This window comes from Mesorhizobium liriopis, from assembly GCF_024053505.1.
Classification (GTDB): Bacteria; Pseudomonadota; Alphaproteobacteria; order Rhizobiales; family Rhizobiaceae; genus Mesorhizobium_B; species Mesorhizobium_B liriopis.
Genome location: NZ_JAMXQS010000003.1, coordinates 342,635 through 361,901 on the forward strand (window position 1 = coordinate 342,635; position 19,267 = coordinate 361,901).

At 63.6% G+C, this 19,267-nt stretch carries 1 protein-coding gene (only partly in view); it reads right to left on the minus strand.

Annotated elements, in window-relative coordinates:
* Positions 1–19,267, minus strand: the 3' portion of a protein-coding gene (locus NGM99_RS07440) for an LEPR-XLL domain-containing protein (protein ID WP_289852374.1). It continues 10,304 nt past the right edge of the window; 19,267 of the gene's 29,571 nt are visible here — the last part of the coding sequence; the start codon falls outside the window, past its right edge — the gene reads right to left on this strand; it ends in the stop codon at positions 1–3.

Genomic DNA, 19,267 nt, shown 5'->3' on the forward strand with positions numbered 1-19,267 from the left:
TCAGACGAAGCGGATGTCGTCCTCCACCGGCTTGCGAGCAGCGAGCGCGCCGGTTTCGAAGTCGAACAGCATCAGCCCGTCATCCACCGACTTGCGCGACGCATAGCCGCTCTGCACCACGATGTTGCCCCCCCGGATCGCCGAGATCACGTCCGAAGGCGAGTTCGTTGCCATGGCGAGCCCGAAGATCGGCGCGCCGGTGGCCTTCTGCAGAGACCAGCGCGGCGCCGGCGCCATGCCGAGCCAGCCTTCGTCGTAGCGGGCAAGATAAGGCACCTTGGCAAGCTTCCGCAGATCGCCGGCCGGTGCCACCATCTGCGGCGTGCCGCTCGCCTGAGCCGCCCCGAAGCGTACGGCGTTGAGGCCGAGCGGGTTCAGCAAGGCAGCCGAGGCGTAGGAGCTTGCACCCAGATCGCGCAGAACCGGGTTGACCCAGTCGCGGGCGAGCACGTGGCTGTCGGCACTCGCATCGAGCGTCTGGCGCACGATGCTTCTCGCCTTGAGCTTCTTGTCGCCGGCATCCTGCTTGTCGCGCTTGCGGTCGAAAGCGAAGATGTTGGTGCCGGCACCCCCGCTCACGAAATCGCTGCCGTTGGCGCCCGACAGTTGATCGTTGCCATTGCCACCCCACAGCGAGTCGTCCCCGAGCTGGCCGTAAAGGATGTCGTCGCCCTCTTCGCCCCACATCTGGTCGCCGTCGATGCGATAGACCGCCTTCTTGTTGACCAGCGTTCCCATCACGTCGTGCAGCACGCCATAAGCGCCGAAATTGTGCACGTAGCGCAAGGTCGCCGTCAGCGTCGCACCGGTTTCGGCGATCGGCAGCACGCGGACCTTTCCGAGCGTGCCGGCATTGCCCTGCCCGTCGATCACCGGCACCACCACGGCACCGTCGCCGAACATCAGATCGTTGCCGGCTCCGCCATAGATCGCATCGCTGCTGAGCGTGATGAAATCGGCACCGAAGTTCTGCTTGGTACGCTTGTCCTTGGCGTTGAGCAGCCAGCTATTGACCGAGCCGTTGCTCGACCAGTCGTTCCGACCCGCCACGACGGACTGTACGCCCCAGGCATAGGCATTGGCCTGGCCGCTCGACATGTTGCCCGCGAACAGCCGATCCACGGTCGTGAAGAAGGCCCATTGCAGACCGTCCGCGAGCGGCTTGGCGTTGCCCGATCCCCAGCCCTGCAAGAGCATAGGCTGCTGGATCAGGCCGAGATCGCCGATCAGCACATCGGCGCCATCGCCGCCATAAATGGCGTCGTTGCCGATATTCACGCGATAGCCGAGACCGTTGCCGAACAGCCAGTCGCCGGTCCGGTTGACGCCGAGATCGACCCTGTGATCGCGCGCCACATGGTTTGCGATGTCGGCCCGACGCCAGGCGTCCTGCTGTTCCAGCGACCAGTTGATCGAGGCGAGTTCGCCGGCGCTGAAGCTTGTGCCCATTGGCTGGCCGCTACCCATCGCGATCGGCAGCATCATGACGCCCAGATCGCCCACGATCAGATCGCTGCCGCCTTCGCCGTAGATCACGTCGTTGCCGATGATGATCGTGTTGGTCGAGCCGCGCATGCCGCCCTTCGCGCCCGGCTTGAACACCGCGTTTTTCGGGTTGGTCCGCAGGCCGAACTCGGAAACGAGCTGCTCGCCCGCCGCGTGTGCCGTGTAGGACAGGTCGGTGACGGCATACTGCATGTCCATCAGCCAGTTGTGCAGCGCGAGCGCGGCACCCTGGGCGTTGGAGGCCGGCAGCGTGACCTGGGTCGCCGGCACCACCACGAGGCCGGTATCACCGAACAGCGTGTCGTCGCCTTCACCGCCGATGATCGTGTCATGGCCGAAGGAAACGGTGCCCGATGCGCCCGGCAGCCCCTGTGCATTCGCTGCGAAGCCCAGCGACGCGAAGTCCGTCATCAGGTTGCGCAGCGAGACCGAAAGACCCGCCACTTCGCGGTCGATGGCCGCCAAGCCCGTTTCGGTGACGGACACGAAGCGTCCGTCATCGCCGAACACGGTGTCGCTGCCCGCGCCGCCATGGATCCAATCGTTGCCGAAGAGCTGGTCACGGACCCGGGTGATATCGGGCACGGCCGAGGCCATGACGGAAAGGCGCGTGCCATCGGTTCGGCCGAGCGCGGTCTTACTTGCCCATTCGCCCACCATGCCGCCTGCGGATGGCAGAATGTCGAGCTGTGGCATCGCATTGATCAGCTCGGCCGGCAGCATGTTGACGCCCGGAACCACGATCTCGCCGCCGAGCGGCAGATTGAGGTTCAGCCCGGCCGCCTGACCGATGATGCGGAAGGCATTCACGATCTGCGGCAGGTCGGTCTTGAAGCCCGTCGCGTTGGAGGCGCGGTCGCCGAAGATCACGTCGTCGCCATCGCCGCCGATCAGCGTGTCATTGCCACGCTGGCCGAACAGCACATCATTGCCCGCGCCGCCGTCGATGAAGTCGTTATAGGCCGGTTCGAGATCGACGCCGATCGCCTGGGTGTTCCAGGCGCCCGAGCTGGTGGTGATCTTGTTGCCGGCCGCATCCGTCAGCCCTGCGAGCAGAAGCATTTCGGGGTTGAGCAGGCTCGAAGCGAGACCGGCACGATTCACCGTGTTGCTCGACGAGAGACCGACGAGGCTGACGGCGGTCGCCACCTCTTCGAGCACCACGTCGCGATGCCATGCGCCGTCGCTGTTGAGAAGCGCGGTTCCATCCGGGTTGAAGGCGCGAATGATCTGACCCTCGTCGCCTAGTGCGATGTCGACGCCGGCACCACCATAGATCATGTCCGAGCCCAAGCCGCCCACGATGTCGTCGTCGCCATCGTCGCCCGACAGGAAGTCGTTGCCGCGCTGGCCCATGATGCGGTCGTCGCCCGCACCGCCATAGATCGTGTCGTTGCCACCCACGCCATCGGCGTGATCGAACAGCACCACATCACGGAACAGCGAGCGCGCCTTTCCAGGAACCGCCGGGTTGAGAAGCCAGGCCGAGTCCTTCCAGCTCGTGCCGCCCACCAGACGCCGTGCGATCAGGCCGTTGTCGCCGATCACCACATCGTCGCCGTTGCCGGCCTCGACAGTGTCGTCGCCATCGGCGCCACCGACCACATTGTGGCCGCCGGTGATGTCGTCGTCGCCATCGCCGCCGTAGAGCGCATCGTTGCCCTGCTGGCCAAGGATGATGTCGTTGCCACCCTCGCCGAGGATCACGTCGTTGCCGCCGCCATCGGCCGGACCGACGAAGATCGAGATGACGCGCTGGTTTTCCGGCAGGTCGAGGTCGAACAGGGCATGGTCGCCGAACAAGCGGTCGTCGCCCGCGCCGCCAGCGATCCAGTCATTGCCGGTACCGCCTACCACGAGATCGTTGCCGCCATTGACCACGATCACGTCGTCGCCGCCATCGAACGAGTTGATCGTGAAGGCGCGGCGCAGGATCGCCTCCCCGCCTGACACGACCAGTTCGAAGCGCGCATTGTCGCCGAACACCATATCCGAACCGTTGCCGGTGGTGATGCGGTCACCGAAGGCACCGCCTGCGACGAGGTTGTCGCCGTTGCCGGTCACGATCGTGTCGGCACCGCCGAGGCTGGTGTCGAGCGAAAGTGCGAGAACCGGTATGCCCGAACGGAACGAGACTATTGCGCTGTCGCCGAAGACCACGCTGTTGCCATCACCAATCGCGATGTCGTCGCCCGCGCCGCCGCCGATCACCGCCATGCGACCGTTGCCGGCACGGATGCGGTCGGCACCGTCGTAAACGCTCCAGTCGCTCGTGACGGAAGCTAGAATACCGGCCTCATAGAGCGCGCGGCCGCTGTCGCCGAGGATCACGTGATTGCCGTCCCCGGCCGTAATTGCATCATCGAATGAGCCGCCCATGAGAACATGGTTGCCGTTCTTCGCCGTGATCGCGTCGTTACCGCCATAAGCGAGATCAGTGCTCTGGATCGATACACGACGCCCGCTCGCATCGAAGATGCCAAGGCCGTTGTCGCCCAGGATCACGCTGTCGCCGTTGCCTGCCGTGATCTGGTCGGATCCGTTGCCGCCGAAGACGACCTTGCGGCCATCGCCAGTCGCGATCGCATCGTTGTAGCCGATGCCGCCAAGGCTCGCGAAGGTGCTCTCGATCCGCGTCAGCACGCCGCCCGTAAACAGCGCCCGGCCATTGTCGCCGAGGATCACGTCGGCACCCGTCAGCGTGGAAACACTGTCGTTGCCGGAGCCGGCGATGACGACATTATCGCCGCTGCCGGTCTCGATCACGTCGTCGCCGTAGAAGGTCGGATCGGTACTCTCGACCGAGACCCGCACGCCATTGTCATCGAAGAGAGCCAAGCCGTTATCGCCGAGGATGACGTTGTTCCCGTTGCCGGCCGTGATCCGGTCGGCACCATTGCCGCCGAAGATCACCTTGCGGCCGTTGCCGGTGAGGATCACGTCGCCATACGCAGGACCAGCGATGCTGGCAAAGGTGCTCTCGATGCGGGTCAAGATGCCGCCCGTGAAGGTCGCCCTGCCGTTATCGCCGAGGATGACATCCGCACCCGTCAGCGTCGTGACCTTGTCAGCGCCCGAGCCGGCAATCACCACATTGTCGCCGCTGCCCGTCTCGATCACATCATCGCCGTAGAAGGTTGGGTCAGTGCTTTCGATCGACACCCGCACACTTTGAGCATCGAACAGAGCCAAGCCGTTGTCGCCCAGAATGACACTGTTGCCATTGCCGGAATTGATCTTGTCTGCCCCGTTGCCGCCGAAGATCACCTTGGCGCCATCACCCGTGAGAATCGTGTCGCCGTAGCCGATCACGCCTGCGCCAACTGAAACGAAGGTGCTTTCGATGCGCGTCAGCACACCATCCGTGAAGGATGCCTTGCCATTGTCACCGAGAAGCACATCTGTGCCGGTCTTGGTCGTGATGCTGTCGGCGCCAGCGCCACCGATGACGACATTGTTGCCGGCTCCGGTGTTGATCACGTCGTCACCGTAAGACGCAGCTTCCGTGCTTTCGATCGTGACACGCGCACCGTTGAGGAAGACGGCTTTGCCGTTGTCGCCCAAGATGACGCTGTTGCCGTTGCCGGCGTTGATCGTGTCGGCACCGCTGCCGCCGAAGATCACTTTGGCGCCGTCGCCGGTCTCGATCACATCGTCATGCGTTGCCCCGGCAAGATCGGCGAAGGTGCTGCGGATTTCGCTCAAGACGCCGTTCATGAACAGCGCCGTGCCGTTGTCACCAAGGATGATGTCCTTGCCGGTGCGGGTGGTGATCGTGTCGGAGCCGGCACCGCCGACCACGATGTTGTCTCCTACCCCTGTGGTGATCACGTCATTGCCGTAGAACGCGGCGTCCGTGCTTGCGACCGACACGCGGCGGCCGGTCTCGTCGAAGACGGCCTTGCCGTTGTCGCCCAGGACCACGCTGTTGCCGTCGCCGGTCTCGATGCCGTCCGCGCCGTTGCCGCCGAGGATGACCTTGTTGCCGTTCCTGGCCTTGATTGTGTCGGCATAGACCAAGCTGCCACCAAGCGTCACGAAAGTGCTTTCGATGCTGGTCAGAAGGCCCTTCGTGAAAAGCGCGGTGCCGTTGTCGCCGAGGATCACCTCATCGCCGTTGCCTGTTGCGATCTGATCGGCGCCCGAGCCGGCGATGACGACATTGTCGCCATTGCCGGTCTGGATCACATCGTTGCCGTAGAATTCGGCGTCGATGCTGGCGATCGAGACGCGTACGCCGTTCTCGTCGAACTTCGCACGGCCGTTGTCGCCCAGGATCACGTTGCGGCCATTGCCGACCGTGATCTTGTCGGCACCATTGCCGCCGAAGATCGTCTTGTCGCCGTCGCCGGCTACGATCAGATCGTCATAATCGACGACCCCTGGGCCATGGTCGGCGAAGGTGCTTTCGATTAGCGTCAGCACGGCGTCCTGGTAGATCGCACGGCCGTTGTCGCCCAGGATCGTGTCCTTGCCGCCTTGCGAGGTGATGGTATCCGCGCCCGAGCCGCCGATGACGATGTTGTCCCCGCCGCCGGTCGTGATCTCATCGTTGCCGAAATACTCAGGATCGGTGCTGGCGATGGAGATCACGCGGCCGAGCGCATCGAAGCGGATTTCGCCATTGTCGCCGAGAACCACATCGCCGGCATCGGCCGTGCTGCCGCCCAGAACGGTGATCACGTCGCTGCCCGAGCCGCCGATCAGGATATTGCGGCCGGCCTTGCTGATGATCGTGTCTCTGGCGCCGTACTGGGCCGTGGTCGTGCGGACCACGGTGGGCAGGCCGTTGAGGAACTCGGCCATGCCGTTGTCGCCGAGCACGACATCCGTGCCGCCCAGGCTGACGATCTTGTCCGAGCCCGCGCCGCCGATGACGATGTTCTTGCCAGCACCGGCATCGATGTCGTCGTTTCCGCCGGACACCGTGTTGGTGCTTTCGATCCGCACCACGGCACGGTCCCTGAGCATGTCCAGCACACCGGCCGTCATGCCGTCCTGCGTTATCGTACCGTAATCGCCGGTGATCACGTCGTCGGCGACGCCGCCGGCTATGATGTCGTTACCGGCATTCTCGGCGGCACCGAGACGGTTCACCCCGTCGAAGTCGATGGAAACGGTGCGGTTGCGATAGTCCACATCGAACGACGAGTCACCCAGGATCCAGTTCCGCCCACCGGCGCCGCCGAAGATGCGGTCGTCGCCGGCCCCGCCTGCGAGGAAGGAAGTGCCTGTCTGGCCCGACGAGCCGGTCAGCCTGTCGTTGCCCGCACCACCGTCGAGCACGACGATGCCGGTCGCGCCCGAGGCGTCGAGTTCGTCATCGCCATCGGTGCCGAACGCATAGGCCGTGCCATTGGGCTTGGCGGCGATCGTCGTGCCGTCAGGCAGCGTCGTTTCAGCGACCGAGCTGTAGCGCGAACCATTGGCCGAGGTGTCGCCGAAAAGCACGATCGGGCCCTTGCCGGACTTCACGGAGAGCTTGTCGTTGCCTGCGCCGCCGTGAACCACGGTCAGGGTGTTCTCCTCGACCTTTTGCGTGCTTCCCTTGACGGCGCTCATCACCGTGCCGGTGCCTTCGATGGTGAACGTATCGTCGGCCCGGCCGAGCAGCACTTCGACCACATGCATGTTGGTGTAGGTGATGCCGCGATCGACCGGCTGCTTGGTGTTGGTGCCGTCGTTGAAGTCCACCATCAGCGGATCATCGGCCATGCCGAGACCGCTGATGTGGTCCGCCGTGAGCGTGCCCACGAGCGGGGCCTTGGCCGTATCGGCGAAGACCACGAGCTGGTCGATGTCGCCCACGCCGTCGCCGCTGGAAAGCGTCTGCAGTGCAGGATTGCTTTCGCCCGGCAGGACGACGGCAGGAGTCAGGCCACGGCTGTTCTTGCCGACGCCGCCTTCGATCACGAGCGGACCGGCAATACGGCTCAGATCGTGCTCGATTGCGGTAAAGGTGCGCGTCCCATCAGGTGCCGTGGTGCCGCTCGCATCATATTCGAGCGAGACCGTAATCGGCTGCGCCCAGGTGTTCTGGTCGAACACCGCATAGATCCTGCCATCCACCGAGACGAGGCCGCCCGCGACTGCATCCTTGAGCGAGTTGGCGGTCGGGATCGTGCCGGAAACCTTGGCCTGCCCGTCGACAGTCACTTCCACTGCGACCTGTGCAGTCGGCTTGGCGGTGAGAACCAGCTGGTAGCTGTCCTTTCCGCCAGCCTGCGAGACCCGCGTGCCGCCATCCGTTTCGATCACCTCGACACCGGCGGTGTCGCCATCGACCACCTCCACGCGAATGTCATCGGCTTCCGCCTTCGCGAAGACGCCATTAGCGAGCGAGCTCTCCACGGTATGCTTGATGCCTGCATAGAAGCGATTCTCGGCCTTGCCGTCCGCTGGCGAAGACACGGAAACCGTTTGTGCATCGTCCCAAGCGAACACGTTATTGGCGAGGTCTTCGGCCGCCCCGAACTTGATACTGGAAACCGAAGTCGCGAGACCGTTGCCCGGGTTGAGCTTTATCGTGACGATCTCGCCCGCCGCCGGAGCGCGGCTCAGCTGGACCGTGTAGCCGTCAGGCTGGCCCGCCGGTTTGTCGGCATTGCCTTCGATCACACGGGTCGAACCGTCCGTCTGGGTGAAAAGCACCTCGGGCTTGTCGTCGTCCAAGAGCGTGACCAGCACATTCTGGATCGGGAAGCCGTCGAGCTTGCCCTCGCCGGTGCCCTTCGTGGCATCATAAGCGAGTGGCTTGCCCGACTGGTCGAGATGAACCACGGAGTGGCTGATGGCCACCACCTGCTGGCCTTCCTCGGCAGTATCGTCCAACGCCTTGACCCAGATGGTGCGGGGCGTGTTCCAGTTGTTCTCGTCATACGAGATGGTCAGCGCCTCGCTGTAGGTGCCGTTCTGGCTCAGCGACACGAGCAGCGTCTGGCCCTTCTTGCGGCTGAGCGAGGAGGACGCCTGCGCGGCCGAAACCGTGACCACCGCGATCGTGCCCGCGAGCGGCTTGGCGGGAAGTGCGAGATCATAGGAAACGGCCGTGCCGCCTTCCGTCACGCGCAGTTCCTTGTTGGCGCTCACCGAAGCGTTGTTCGCACCTTGCGTGGTGAGATCCACGCCGCGAACGAACATGCCCTTGAAGCGCGGGTCGTCGCTCTTCACCGAATGGGTGACCGCGCCGCTGTCGCCGCGATTGTCATCCGACACCACGGTCTTGGTCACGTCGCCCGCGATATTGAACGTATCGCTACCAAGGCCGCCAATGATGGTGGTCACGACATTGTCGGCGGTGGAAAGCACATAGAAGGTGTCGTCGCCTTCGAGACCGTCCACTTCGAGCGCTTCGGCGTTCGACATGAAGATGGTCAGGCCGGCGCCATAGACGCCATCCTTGGTGATCACGAACACATCGTTCTTTTCGCTGCCGAGCGCGACAACCGTATCGAAGCCCGCACCGCCGTCGATATCGACGGGAGCGTTGATATTGTACTGGATGAGATCGTCGCCGGCCCCACCGTTCAGCTTGATGTGGACGCCGTCGGCCAGCGCAAAGGCACGAACCACGAAGGTGTCGTTGCCATCTTCGCCCTCGAGCCTCAACTCCGCATGGTTGGAGTAGACGTTGAACGTGTCCTTGCCGTCACCGCCATAGATGACGGTCGGCAGCGAGATGCCGCGCGACAGGTAGCCGACCGTGGTCTTCACCGTTTCGAACTGATCGTCCTTGGCGATATCGGAGATGAAGTCCGCCATATCCTTGCGCGGCGAGCCGAACACCTGGCCGATCTGGAAGAAATCGTCGCCGTCACCGCCATCGATGGTGGTGATGGCCGCGTTGTCATCGAGGAAGAAGCTGTCATTGCCGGCACCGCTTTCGACGACCAGGCGGCCATTGACACTCGAACCGTAGTTCACGCGCTCATACGATGTCTTGAAGCCGGCCGCATCCTTCTGGAGGAGCGCCACGAAGTTCTTGCGCAGGAGGAAAGTGTCATCCTGCATCGTGCCCGCGATCCGCAGAACATCGACGCCATCGTTCGGCGCTCCTGTGTCGTTCACGTCGATGAAAACGTCGGAGGTTCCGGTGAGCTGGATATCGACGCGATCCGAGCCGCCTTCGCCATCGATCGTCACGCGATCACGCGCCCCATTGCGTACCGTGGTGAGCGAGGGAAGCTTGACCACTTCCACGCGGTCCTCGCCTGCACCGGACTTGACCGAGACATTGCCGGAAAGGCCTGCGAATTCGAGGTGGATGAGATCCGTCCCCTTGCCCGTGCCGACTGCGATCGAGGGCGCGCTGAAACTGCCCAGAAGCGTGACAGTGCTGCCTGTTGCATTGGGGATAAAGGCACCGTCCGCCCAGTTGCCACGCACCGTGATCGAACGGTCGGCCTCGACGATCGCCGTCTTCGCGACGGAAACGTGGGCGCCTGCATTGATCTCGACATCCGTGCCGGCTTCGAGCTTCACATCGTCTTCGACGCGAACGTCGTCGCCGGCGTTGAGCTTGATGAAGGTCTCCGAGATCAGGCTGACGCCGCTCTTGATGATCAGGTGATCGTCATCGGCATTGGTCTGGCCTGCACTCTTGGTAATGCTTTTGGCTTTTTCGCTTTCCGTGACCGTGATCGGGCTCGACGTACGGACGTTCAGGTTGCCGCCCGCCTCCATGCCGTAGCTGTTGTCGACCACGCCGCCGATGATCAGACCGCCCTTGTTCCAGATGAAAGTGTCGCCGCCCGAGCGGGTTTCCATCCAGCCGACAGTGGAGATGATCCGCTTGTTGCCGGCGATCGCGTCATCCGCGCCGATATCGCCGCTGGCGAACAGATAGGTGGCACCCGCCGCGATGTTGGAGTTGTTGTCGTTGCGATCATTGCGGATGCTGCCGCTGAGCGCGGTCAGGAAAGCCGCGCTCGGCGCGCCGATGTAACCCGCACCACGCTCAACACCTGCCCCGACCAGCCTCAGGTCGATACTGCCGTCCGTTTCAACGAGATAGATGTTGCTCAGACCGGTGGTCGCGGTCACCGAGCCCTTGCCCGAATAACCGCTGTTGATCTCAAGCTCGTCGCCGGGCTTACGGCCGATGCCATGCGCGGCATAGAGCGTGATGTTGTTGCCTACCACCACCGCGTCGGCATCCGGTGCCGGCGAAGCGTCGAAGAGCGAACCGGCGCTCGACAGGCTGACATCTCCGGTCTTGGCGGTGACGGCCGCAAGATACATGTTGCCATCGGTTTCACGCAGATGGACATTGTTCTGCGCCACCGCAGTGATCGTGAACGGATCCTTCAGCGGCTGGCTTGAGCCGCTGCCGTCGGTTTCGTCCGCGTTGCCGGCCGTGTCGATCTCGACTGCATTCGCCGCGGTACCGATCGAGCCCTCGCGCGCACCAAGGACGATGCTGCCCTGGTCGGCCTTGATCTTGACCGTGTCGGTGTTGAGCACGTCAAGGATCGAACCCTTGGCGGACAGATTGATCCCGCCGCTGCGTGAATAGACCGCTTCAAGACCGAGATCGCCCTTCGGTGCATCGATCCAGATTCCGTCCATCGCACGTGCGGTCAGGCCGGTCGTGCCGACCAGTTCCACGGTCACGGCATCCGTCACTGTGCCGATCGCTCCGTCTCCGGCCTCAAGAATGATGCCCTTGCCGACAACGGTCGCGCCGTTCGCATTACCCAGGTTGACGATGCTCCCGTCGCCCTTGATGCGCACTTCCCCGCCAGCCGACACCTGCACCAGCTTCATGTCCTGCTCGGCGCCGATGAAGACGTGCTTGGATGCCGTCACGTCGATCGAACCGCCTACGGCCAAATCGACATCCTGCCGCTGGAGGATCAGCACGGTGCTGACCTTCGGCGTAATCGTCACTGCTTGGCCCTGAGCTACGGTGATCGAGATCGCGGACGTGAACGTGATGATCGACCCGCTGACGGACTGGATCTGATGGCTCGTGACCGCGCCCGCGGCATCCTCGATGGTCACCACCATGCCGGCCTGGAAGTCCTTCGCATTCCATGTGCCCGAAGAGAGCGTCATGGTGCCGAGCCCGCCGATTACCGCGAAATCGACGGTCGCCTTCTGAGCCGCCGGGTTGTTGACCGCCTGGCCGATCGTCACCGAGCGGGCGAATTCCGTGGCGATCGACTTGTCGAGCGTGACGGTCTTTCCGCTGACGTTCTGGATCGTGAAATACTTGCCCGTGTCCGTCGCGTTCGAGGTGTTGCCGTCCACGAACAGGAGCATGCCTTGCTTGTAGCCCAACGCATCCCAGGAGCCGGAACCCAAGGTCACCGTGCCACGACCGCCCGAATTGCCGAAGCTCACGACCTGCGTGGTGACATTGGCCAAGAACACGACATCCGTCCGCTCGGCAGCAGCCAGCGCGATCTTCTGCTCATCGGTCAACCCGGTTTTGGCGAGAGGCAGGTCGATGCGGATCGGTTCGCTCGAAAGCGTTCCTACGCCGCCATTTTGCGCGCGAATGACAAGGTTGCCCTTGACGTCGATATTCGCGGCCTCCTTGTCCACCGTCGTATCCGGAACTGCCTTCAACAGGCCTGCGGAGAAGGTGTTGAGCAGCTGTTCCTCGCTCCAGACCTTGATGCTCTTGGTCAGGCTGTCGCGTTCCGCCGTGGTCAGAACATATTTGTAGCTGGCGGAATAGCTCGCGACCGAAGCCGCGTCATGAGCCAGGAACTGAGCGTGCAGGCTATGATACTGGGCTGTGCGAGCGGCCTCGGCCGTCGTGATCGCCAACGCCGCGCCAGCGCCATAAGTGTCCTGATAGTATTTCTTTTCTGCCGCCGAGAGAGTGATCTTCTGGCCTGAATTGTAGGCAACGCCGTCGCCGAAGGAGCGGCGGTAGTTCCAGTAGGTCTGGTACTCCTGTTGCTTCAGGTTGGTGTAGGTGTTGATCGCCTTCTGCTGCTTGGCTTGCGCGGCCTCGCCGGTCAGCGACAGGTCGGCCCAAACGCCGGCACGCAATTCCTCGACCGCGCGGTCGTCGCGCTCCGAGACGTTGTTGGCATCGACCAGGTTGCCCGACTGGATCTGGATGAAGGCATTGCCGGTCGTCGCGAGCGATTCAAGGCGCAGGTCTCCGCTCAACTCGGAAAGGAACACATTGCCCTTGGCCAAGACATTGACGACGTTGCCGCGCGCATTGCCGGAGTCGATCACGAGCGGACGGATCTCGGAACTGCCGATGCCGCCGCCGGCATTGAGCGTGATGCTGGCGCCGCGCACATGCGCCGTCGTGATCCCGGCTGTTGCCAGAGCGTTTACCGTGATGGCACCCGCTGCGTTCAGAACGACGTTCTTGGCAGCCGAAACGCTGACCACCGAAAGCTCGCCCGAGATTTCCGAGACATAGACGCCGCCCGACGAAGAGGTCGCCGTCAGCCCGCCGCCCTTGCCGTCCGTCAGGTTGGTCTGGATTGCCTGCACGCTGGAGCCGACATAGGCGCCGCCCGTCAGGATGATGTTCTTGCCGCCCACGCTGGCGGTCTCGGTTACCTGCTCGATGCCGGCCGTCGAGGAAAGATTCGTGGTGCCAGTTTCGCTCAGGATCGAGCCTTGAAGCAGGATCCTGCCGCCGGCGCTCGACGTGACGTTCACGTCCGACGCCTCATCGCCGATGAAGCGGATGTTGATGGCGTGGTCGGCTTCGATCGAGTGCGTCGACACCACGCGCGAGCCCTGCTCGGCAACCGTGCGCGTGTAGTAGGTCTTCTTGCCGTACCACGTGCTTTCGGTCCAGGACTGTGACGGATAAACGACCCGGTCACCGCTCGGCGTCTTCTTCACCGTGTAGCTGTAGGCGTTGTTGTCGCTCGAGCTCGAATAGAAATAGTCACTCGAATCCACCAGCTTCGGCTGATCGATGACTTCCTTGGAAGAGGAAATCACATCCTTCGGATCAGCCGCGAAGGCGTCGATGCCCAGCCACTTCGAGGTGCCATAGACCTTGGTCTCGCGCTCGGTGATCTCCTTGGCAACCTGCCAGCCGTAACGCGTGCCCTGCTGCGGCGTGTAGGTGTTGAGATCCGCGCCCACGGTCGAGGCGGTGCCTGCGGGCAGAACCGCGACCTTGTCCACGAGCGTGGTCAGGCCTTGAAAGACCTTAACGCCGGTCGCGTCCTTCTTGTAGATGGTCTGGTAGTAGGGATGGGTCGCATCGACGCCGGTCTTGCCGGTGTCGTTGAGCGTGATGATGCCGTCGCCGCGCTGCGACACATCAAGCCGCTTCAGCATCAGATCGTAGGATGTGTTGTTGACGATATTGATGTCGGCATAGCCGCCGAGCGCCTGGATCTCGCCCGTGCCAGTGTTGTAGATCTTGCCGGTCAGCGTGACCGAGCCGCCCCGAGAGCGCATCTCGCGTACCACGATGCGGTTCTCGGTCGTGTCGAACTGCACGCGGAAGTCGTTGTCCTTCAGCGTGGTGAGCGTGACGAGGCCTGTCTTGCCGTCGCGCTTGATCTGGTTGATTTCGTCAATCGCGTCCTGACCGAGCGTCAGCGTATAGTTGTCGTCGCCTGCTTTGATCAGGCCGTTGACGTTGATGTATTCGGCTTCGATCTGGATGGTCGAGCCCGAAATGTTCGGGGTCGAGGACAAAGCAGGATTGGCCGTGCCGCTGACGGTGCCCTTGGTGTTGGCATTGCCCATGCCGACGCCGGAAGCGCCGTTCGGCACATCGTCCGAACCATTGGCATCGTTGTTCGTGGTGGTGGCGTCACGCCATGCGGCACTCGGATCGGCGCCGACATTGTAGATGCGGCCGGGCTCGAGGCCGATCGTGACATTGCCCCCGCCAGCGATCAGATTGGGAGTGCCGCCGGCCTGAATGCCCTCGCCGGTGACGAGGATATCGCCTGCGGTCGCGGAGGTGTCGATGGTGACGGTGGCCCCGGTGCCGAGATTGGTGATCAGGCCGCTGACAGTGACGCCAGGGAATACATAGTCGGTGTCGGCCGGCAAACCATCGTCATTGAAGGTGTTCTTGATGGAGATCGAAGCTGGAGCGCCCACGCTGCCGAGCACAAGCGTCGAGAAGTTCGCCTTGTATTCGACGACAGTGGGCACAAGATAAGCGAGGTCGCCCAGCTTGCTGATCGGTGCATTGTCGTCGGCAGCGCTCAACTCGTTGATGTTGCCCTTCACCGTCAGCGTGTCTTCACTCGTGATCGGGCTGCCGTTGACGAAGAGGCCGCCATTCTGCGTCGGGATCGAGATGCCCGTAATGCGCAGCGAGGCGATCGACGCGTTGTTGATGTCGACGCTGGCATTGCCCGGCGTGTCGAGCTTGCCGGTGCCGGCAAGCTGATCGGCACGCACATCGATGACGCCGGCCTGCGCCTTGATCGGATCGAGAACGAGGGTGAGAACCTTCAAGTCCACAGCCACGTAGACCTTCGTCTTGCCGTCCGCGCTGAACTGCTCCTCGAGCAGGCCATCGGCGACGAGCGCGTTCTGCAAGCGGATGATCTCGTTCTGGTAGAACGTCTTCAGTTCATCGCTGCCGTCCCGCGAGTAACGCTCAAATTTCAGCTTGGCATCGTCGAGTTGGCCGAACAGCGCCGAACTGACGCCTTCGAGCGCCAGGTAGAACGGGGCGTCCTGCGAACCCGCCAGCGGATTGAGGTTCTTGTCGGCGCGGTAGGAAAGCAGTGTCTGCGAACCGTCGAGGCGGTAAGTAACCGTGAGGCTTTCGTCGTTGTTGAGAGCCACACTGACGATATCGATGCTGACATGGCGCCCGATGCCCGTCTGCACCGTGCCATCGACCGTGACGATACCCACCGCGCGGGCAAGCGAAGTGCCGTTGAAGACTTCCGAACCGCCGCTGCCCAGCATGCTGTCGATGCCATCCGCCGCCTTGCTCAGCCAGTTGACGGCCTTGCCCTTGGCCGACACCTGCGCGAGCCCGTTGCGCTCGGCATAAAGCTTGGCGTCGCCGCCGGTGCGAACCACGCCGCCGGCCGCGACCGTGACCGAGTTCTCCTGCAGGAGGAAACCATGGGCGTCGATGTCGTCGATGGGGATCGGCGTACCGGCAAACGAGTCGGAGCGTGCGTCGATCGTATAGGTGTCGCGCACGATGTCGGCGCCGAGGCCGGCGAGCAGGTTCATGTCCCCCTTGGAGAACAGGTCCGCGCCCGCACCGATCGCGATCTGGTTGACTGGGCGGATGATCGTGCTCGCGAGGGCAATGGCGACCGTCGCGATGCCGCCATAGGTGTCCACGCCAACCTGGGTCGTGACATTGCCCTGGCCGCGTGCGGAAAGCGTGATCTCGCCGATGCTTGATAATGTGGCGTCGTTGATCTCGACGCGCGCGAGGTCCTGCTTGGTGTGGATGTCGGAGGTCGCGCCGACGCCTGCGCCCAGCACGCCGCCGGCCAGGAACGTCACCTTGTCATGGGCATCGAAGTCGTTGAACGACCGGAGCACCAGATCACCGGGTGCCGCAGACGAGCCCATCACGGTCAGCGTGGCATTGTCGTTCACCACCACTTTGGTCGCGAAATCGATCTCGGTGGTGCTGGAAACGCCGGCACCCGAGGCCAGGCCCAGCGTCGCGCCGTTGATGTTGCCATCGGCCAAGAGCGGCTTGCGGATACGATTGATGGCTTCACCACCGATGCTCCGTGCGGTCACGGTCGAGGCATTGCCGAAGGTGGTCGTAACCGCCGAATTGACATCGTTGCGGCCGACCGCACCGGCACCCGAGATCGCACCTACCGCACCGGTCAGGATCTGCGTATTGACCGTCGCGATGTGCTCGGCCGACATGTCGAACGTGCCGCTGCCGCGCTTGGACAGATCGATCGCGGCACCGACGCCGATGCTCGCATCAGTCGTCGAATTCGTCACCGTCTTGGCTTCCGCCGAGGCACCAGCGAGCACGCCGCCGGCACCCGCCGTCGTGGTGGCGAAATTGTTGTCCGAGCCGTCTGCCGTGACCGAAAGGCTACCGGCGGTCACCTTGGCACCGGCGCCGATCAGCGCGGCAGATGTCGTGGTGGACTCCGCATTGGCCTTGGTGATGCCGACCGCGATCAGGCCTGCGGCGATCGACACGGACTCAGCCTTCTGGCGCGTGTTGTTGACCGCAGCGACGCTGACAGCGCCGGTGATGTCGAGCACCGCGTTGGCCCCGACGGAGCTCGTCACGTCGGACTTGTTTTCCGCGCGTGTGATGGTGGCATCGACGCCGATCAAACCACCCGCACCGCCCGTCGCAGACGCGTCGGCTGCGATGCCGGAGTTCGGCAACCCTTGTGTCGCGGAAACAGAAAGGCTCCCGACCGTGATCGAACCACCAACAAGGGCCGAAACCGTGTTGTCTACTGTTGCCGTGGACTTCGAAACGCCAACCGCAGCCGTGCCGGCATTGAAGCCGAGAGCGGCAGCCTTCGCCTCGCCCGTGGCATTCGCCGTGATGCTGACGGCATCGGCCTTCGAGACCGTGCCGGAAAGCGTCGCCTTCACAGTGTTCGCCACTTTCGACTCGACAACCGAACCGCCCGCCGCGAGGCTGACGAGGCCGAGCGCCACGCTGGCATTGTCGACACCGGCCTTGGCGGAGGACACGTCGCTCGCCGAGACCGTGATGTCGTCGCCGACACTCAAGGTGCTGCCGGAAACTTTGGCTTCTATCGTATTGGCGACCGTGTTGGTCACCTCGACGCCGCCGCCCGCCAGAGCGCCGCCCAGACCGATGGCGACGCTCAGGGATGCGGACGCAGCTGTGGCGTTGACCGTGGAAGCGTTGATGGCCGATACGGCGACATCGTCATTGCCGTTTGCAGCATTGCCGTCGTCCACCGTCAGCGTCGCGTTGTCCACGCGCGCCGAAACGCTGTTGCCGATCGTGTTCTCGGCCAAGGTGACCGAGACAGCAGCAGACACTGAAATGTAGCCGACTGCACCGGCAACCGATGCCGCGGCTGCCGTTGCCGTGATCGCGGAGGTGTCCTGCGCGCCGACCGTCAACCGCCCTGCGGTCACATTGGTCGTCGTGCCGGTTTCACCGACATAGGCGCTGGTCTCGACATGGATGTTGTTCTTGGTCTCGACGCCCGAGCCCGAAAGGCCGACGGCCACCGTGCCCGCCCCGGCGATAGCCACCGTGCCCGCCACCACTTCGGCAGTGATCGAGGCGCTGTTGGTCGCACCGATCGCAAGCGTCCCAGACGACTTCAGGGTCGAGCCCTTCACATAGGCCGAAACCTTGTTCCGGTCGCCTGAGCCGTTACCGACATCGTTGTAGGCTAGGGAAACGCCCACGGAAGCGGCACCGCCCACGGTGCCGGAGAAGGCGGCAGTCGCGGAAACCGCTGCGATGAGGGCGCTGATCGTCGAGGTGTCGGTCGCGGAAACCTTGATGTCGCCGACCTTGCCGTCGTCCTTGCCGACCGTGCTGCCGGAAATATAGGCGAGCGTATCCCCCGTCACCGTGTTGTCGGCCTTCGCACCTGCGCCCGCAGCGCTGATCGCGACCGTCCCGCTGCCCGAAACCGCGAGCGCGGCCGCCACGGCCTGGGCGCTGATGCTGGACTCGCGCGCGGCTGTCACGTCGAGGCTCGAAGCGAGCAGGCTCGAAACGCCGGACACATAAGCCGACACGCTATTATCGACCTTGTTCTCCGCGAGCGAGACGCCCACCGTCAGGCCGGCGCTGAGGTCACCGGCGAGAGCCAGCCCCAAGGCTGCGGTGCCTACATCGGCTGTCAGCGTCGACTTGTCGGCAGCCGAAATCTTGACCTTTCCGGGACCTGCACTGACGCTGCCATTCTCGATGAACGCCGCGGTGTCGACATCCACCTCGTTGTTGGCGGACGCGCCGGCACCAGCCAGCGCCAGCGAACCGCTGCCCGCAAGCGCGGCCGAGGCCGAGCCTGCATAGACCTGGGCCTTGAGGTTCGACGTGTTGCTTGCGGATATGTCAACCGAACCGGATGAGGTCAGCGCCGCCCCGCGAGAATAAGCTTTCACCTCGCCGGCGGCCTTGTTCAGGACGACCGAAACACCGATCGCAGCCGCAACGGCATTGCTGCCCGCACCGGCCAGCGAGGCGTTCAAGACGCCGACGAACGCATCGGCGATCGAGGTCTCGTTAGCCGAAACCACGATGCCCTTCAGGTTGTTCGACGCATGGGCCGAGCCATTTTCGATATGTGCATCCACATCGCCGGCAATGTCGTTCTTGGCCGTTGCACCGCCCAGCCCGACGCTGATGCCGTTGCTGCCGCCAATGGCGACCGCGACGGATGCCGCCACAGCCGTGGCATCGATCGTGGCACTCCGCAGCGCGCGGATCGCAATCCCCGGCTCGGTTCCGCCGCCCACAGTCACGAGGCTCGCATCGGTGACACTTGCCGTGACGTTCGCGTCGATCTTGTTGAAGGCGAGGGAAAGGCCGACCGCAGCCGAAACCGAGGTCGAACCGGAGAAGGCCGCGGCGACGGACGCTGCCGCTGCGGTAACAGTCAGTGTGGAGGTGTCCTTGGCATCGACCGCTACGCGCGCGGCGTCGATCGAACCGCCGGTGATGGTTGCGGACACATCGCGGACGATGTCGTTCTCGGTTTCGACGCCGGCACCTGAGAACGAGAAGCCATTATTGCCGCCCGCGCCGATCGCGACCGCGCCGGCAGCCACCGTGGCCTCGATCGTCGCTCCTGCCTCGGCCTTCACCGTGACGGCCTTGCTCGAATAGATTTTGGCGGATGTC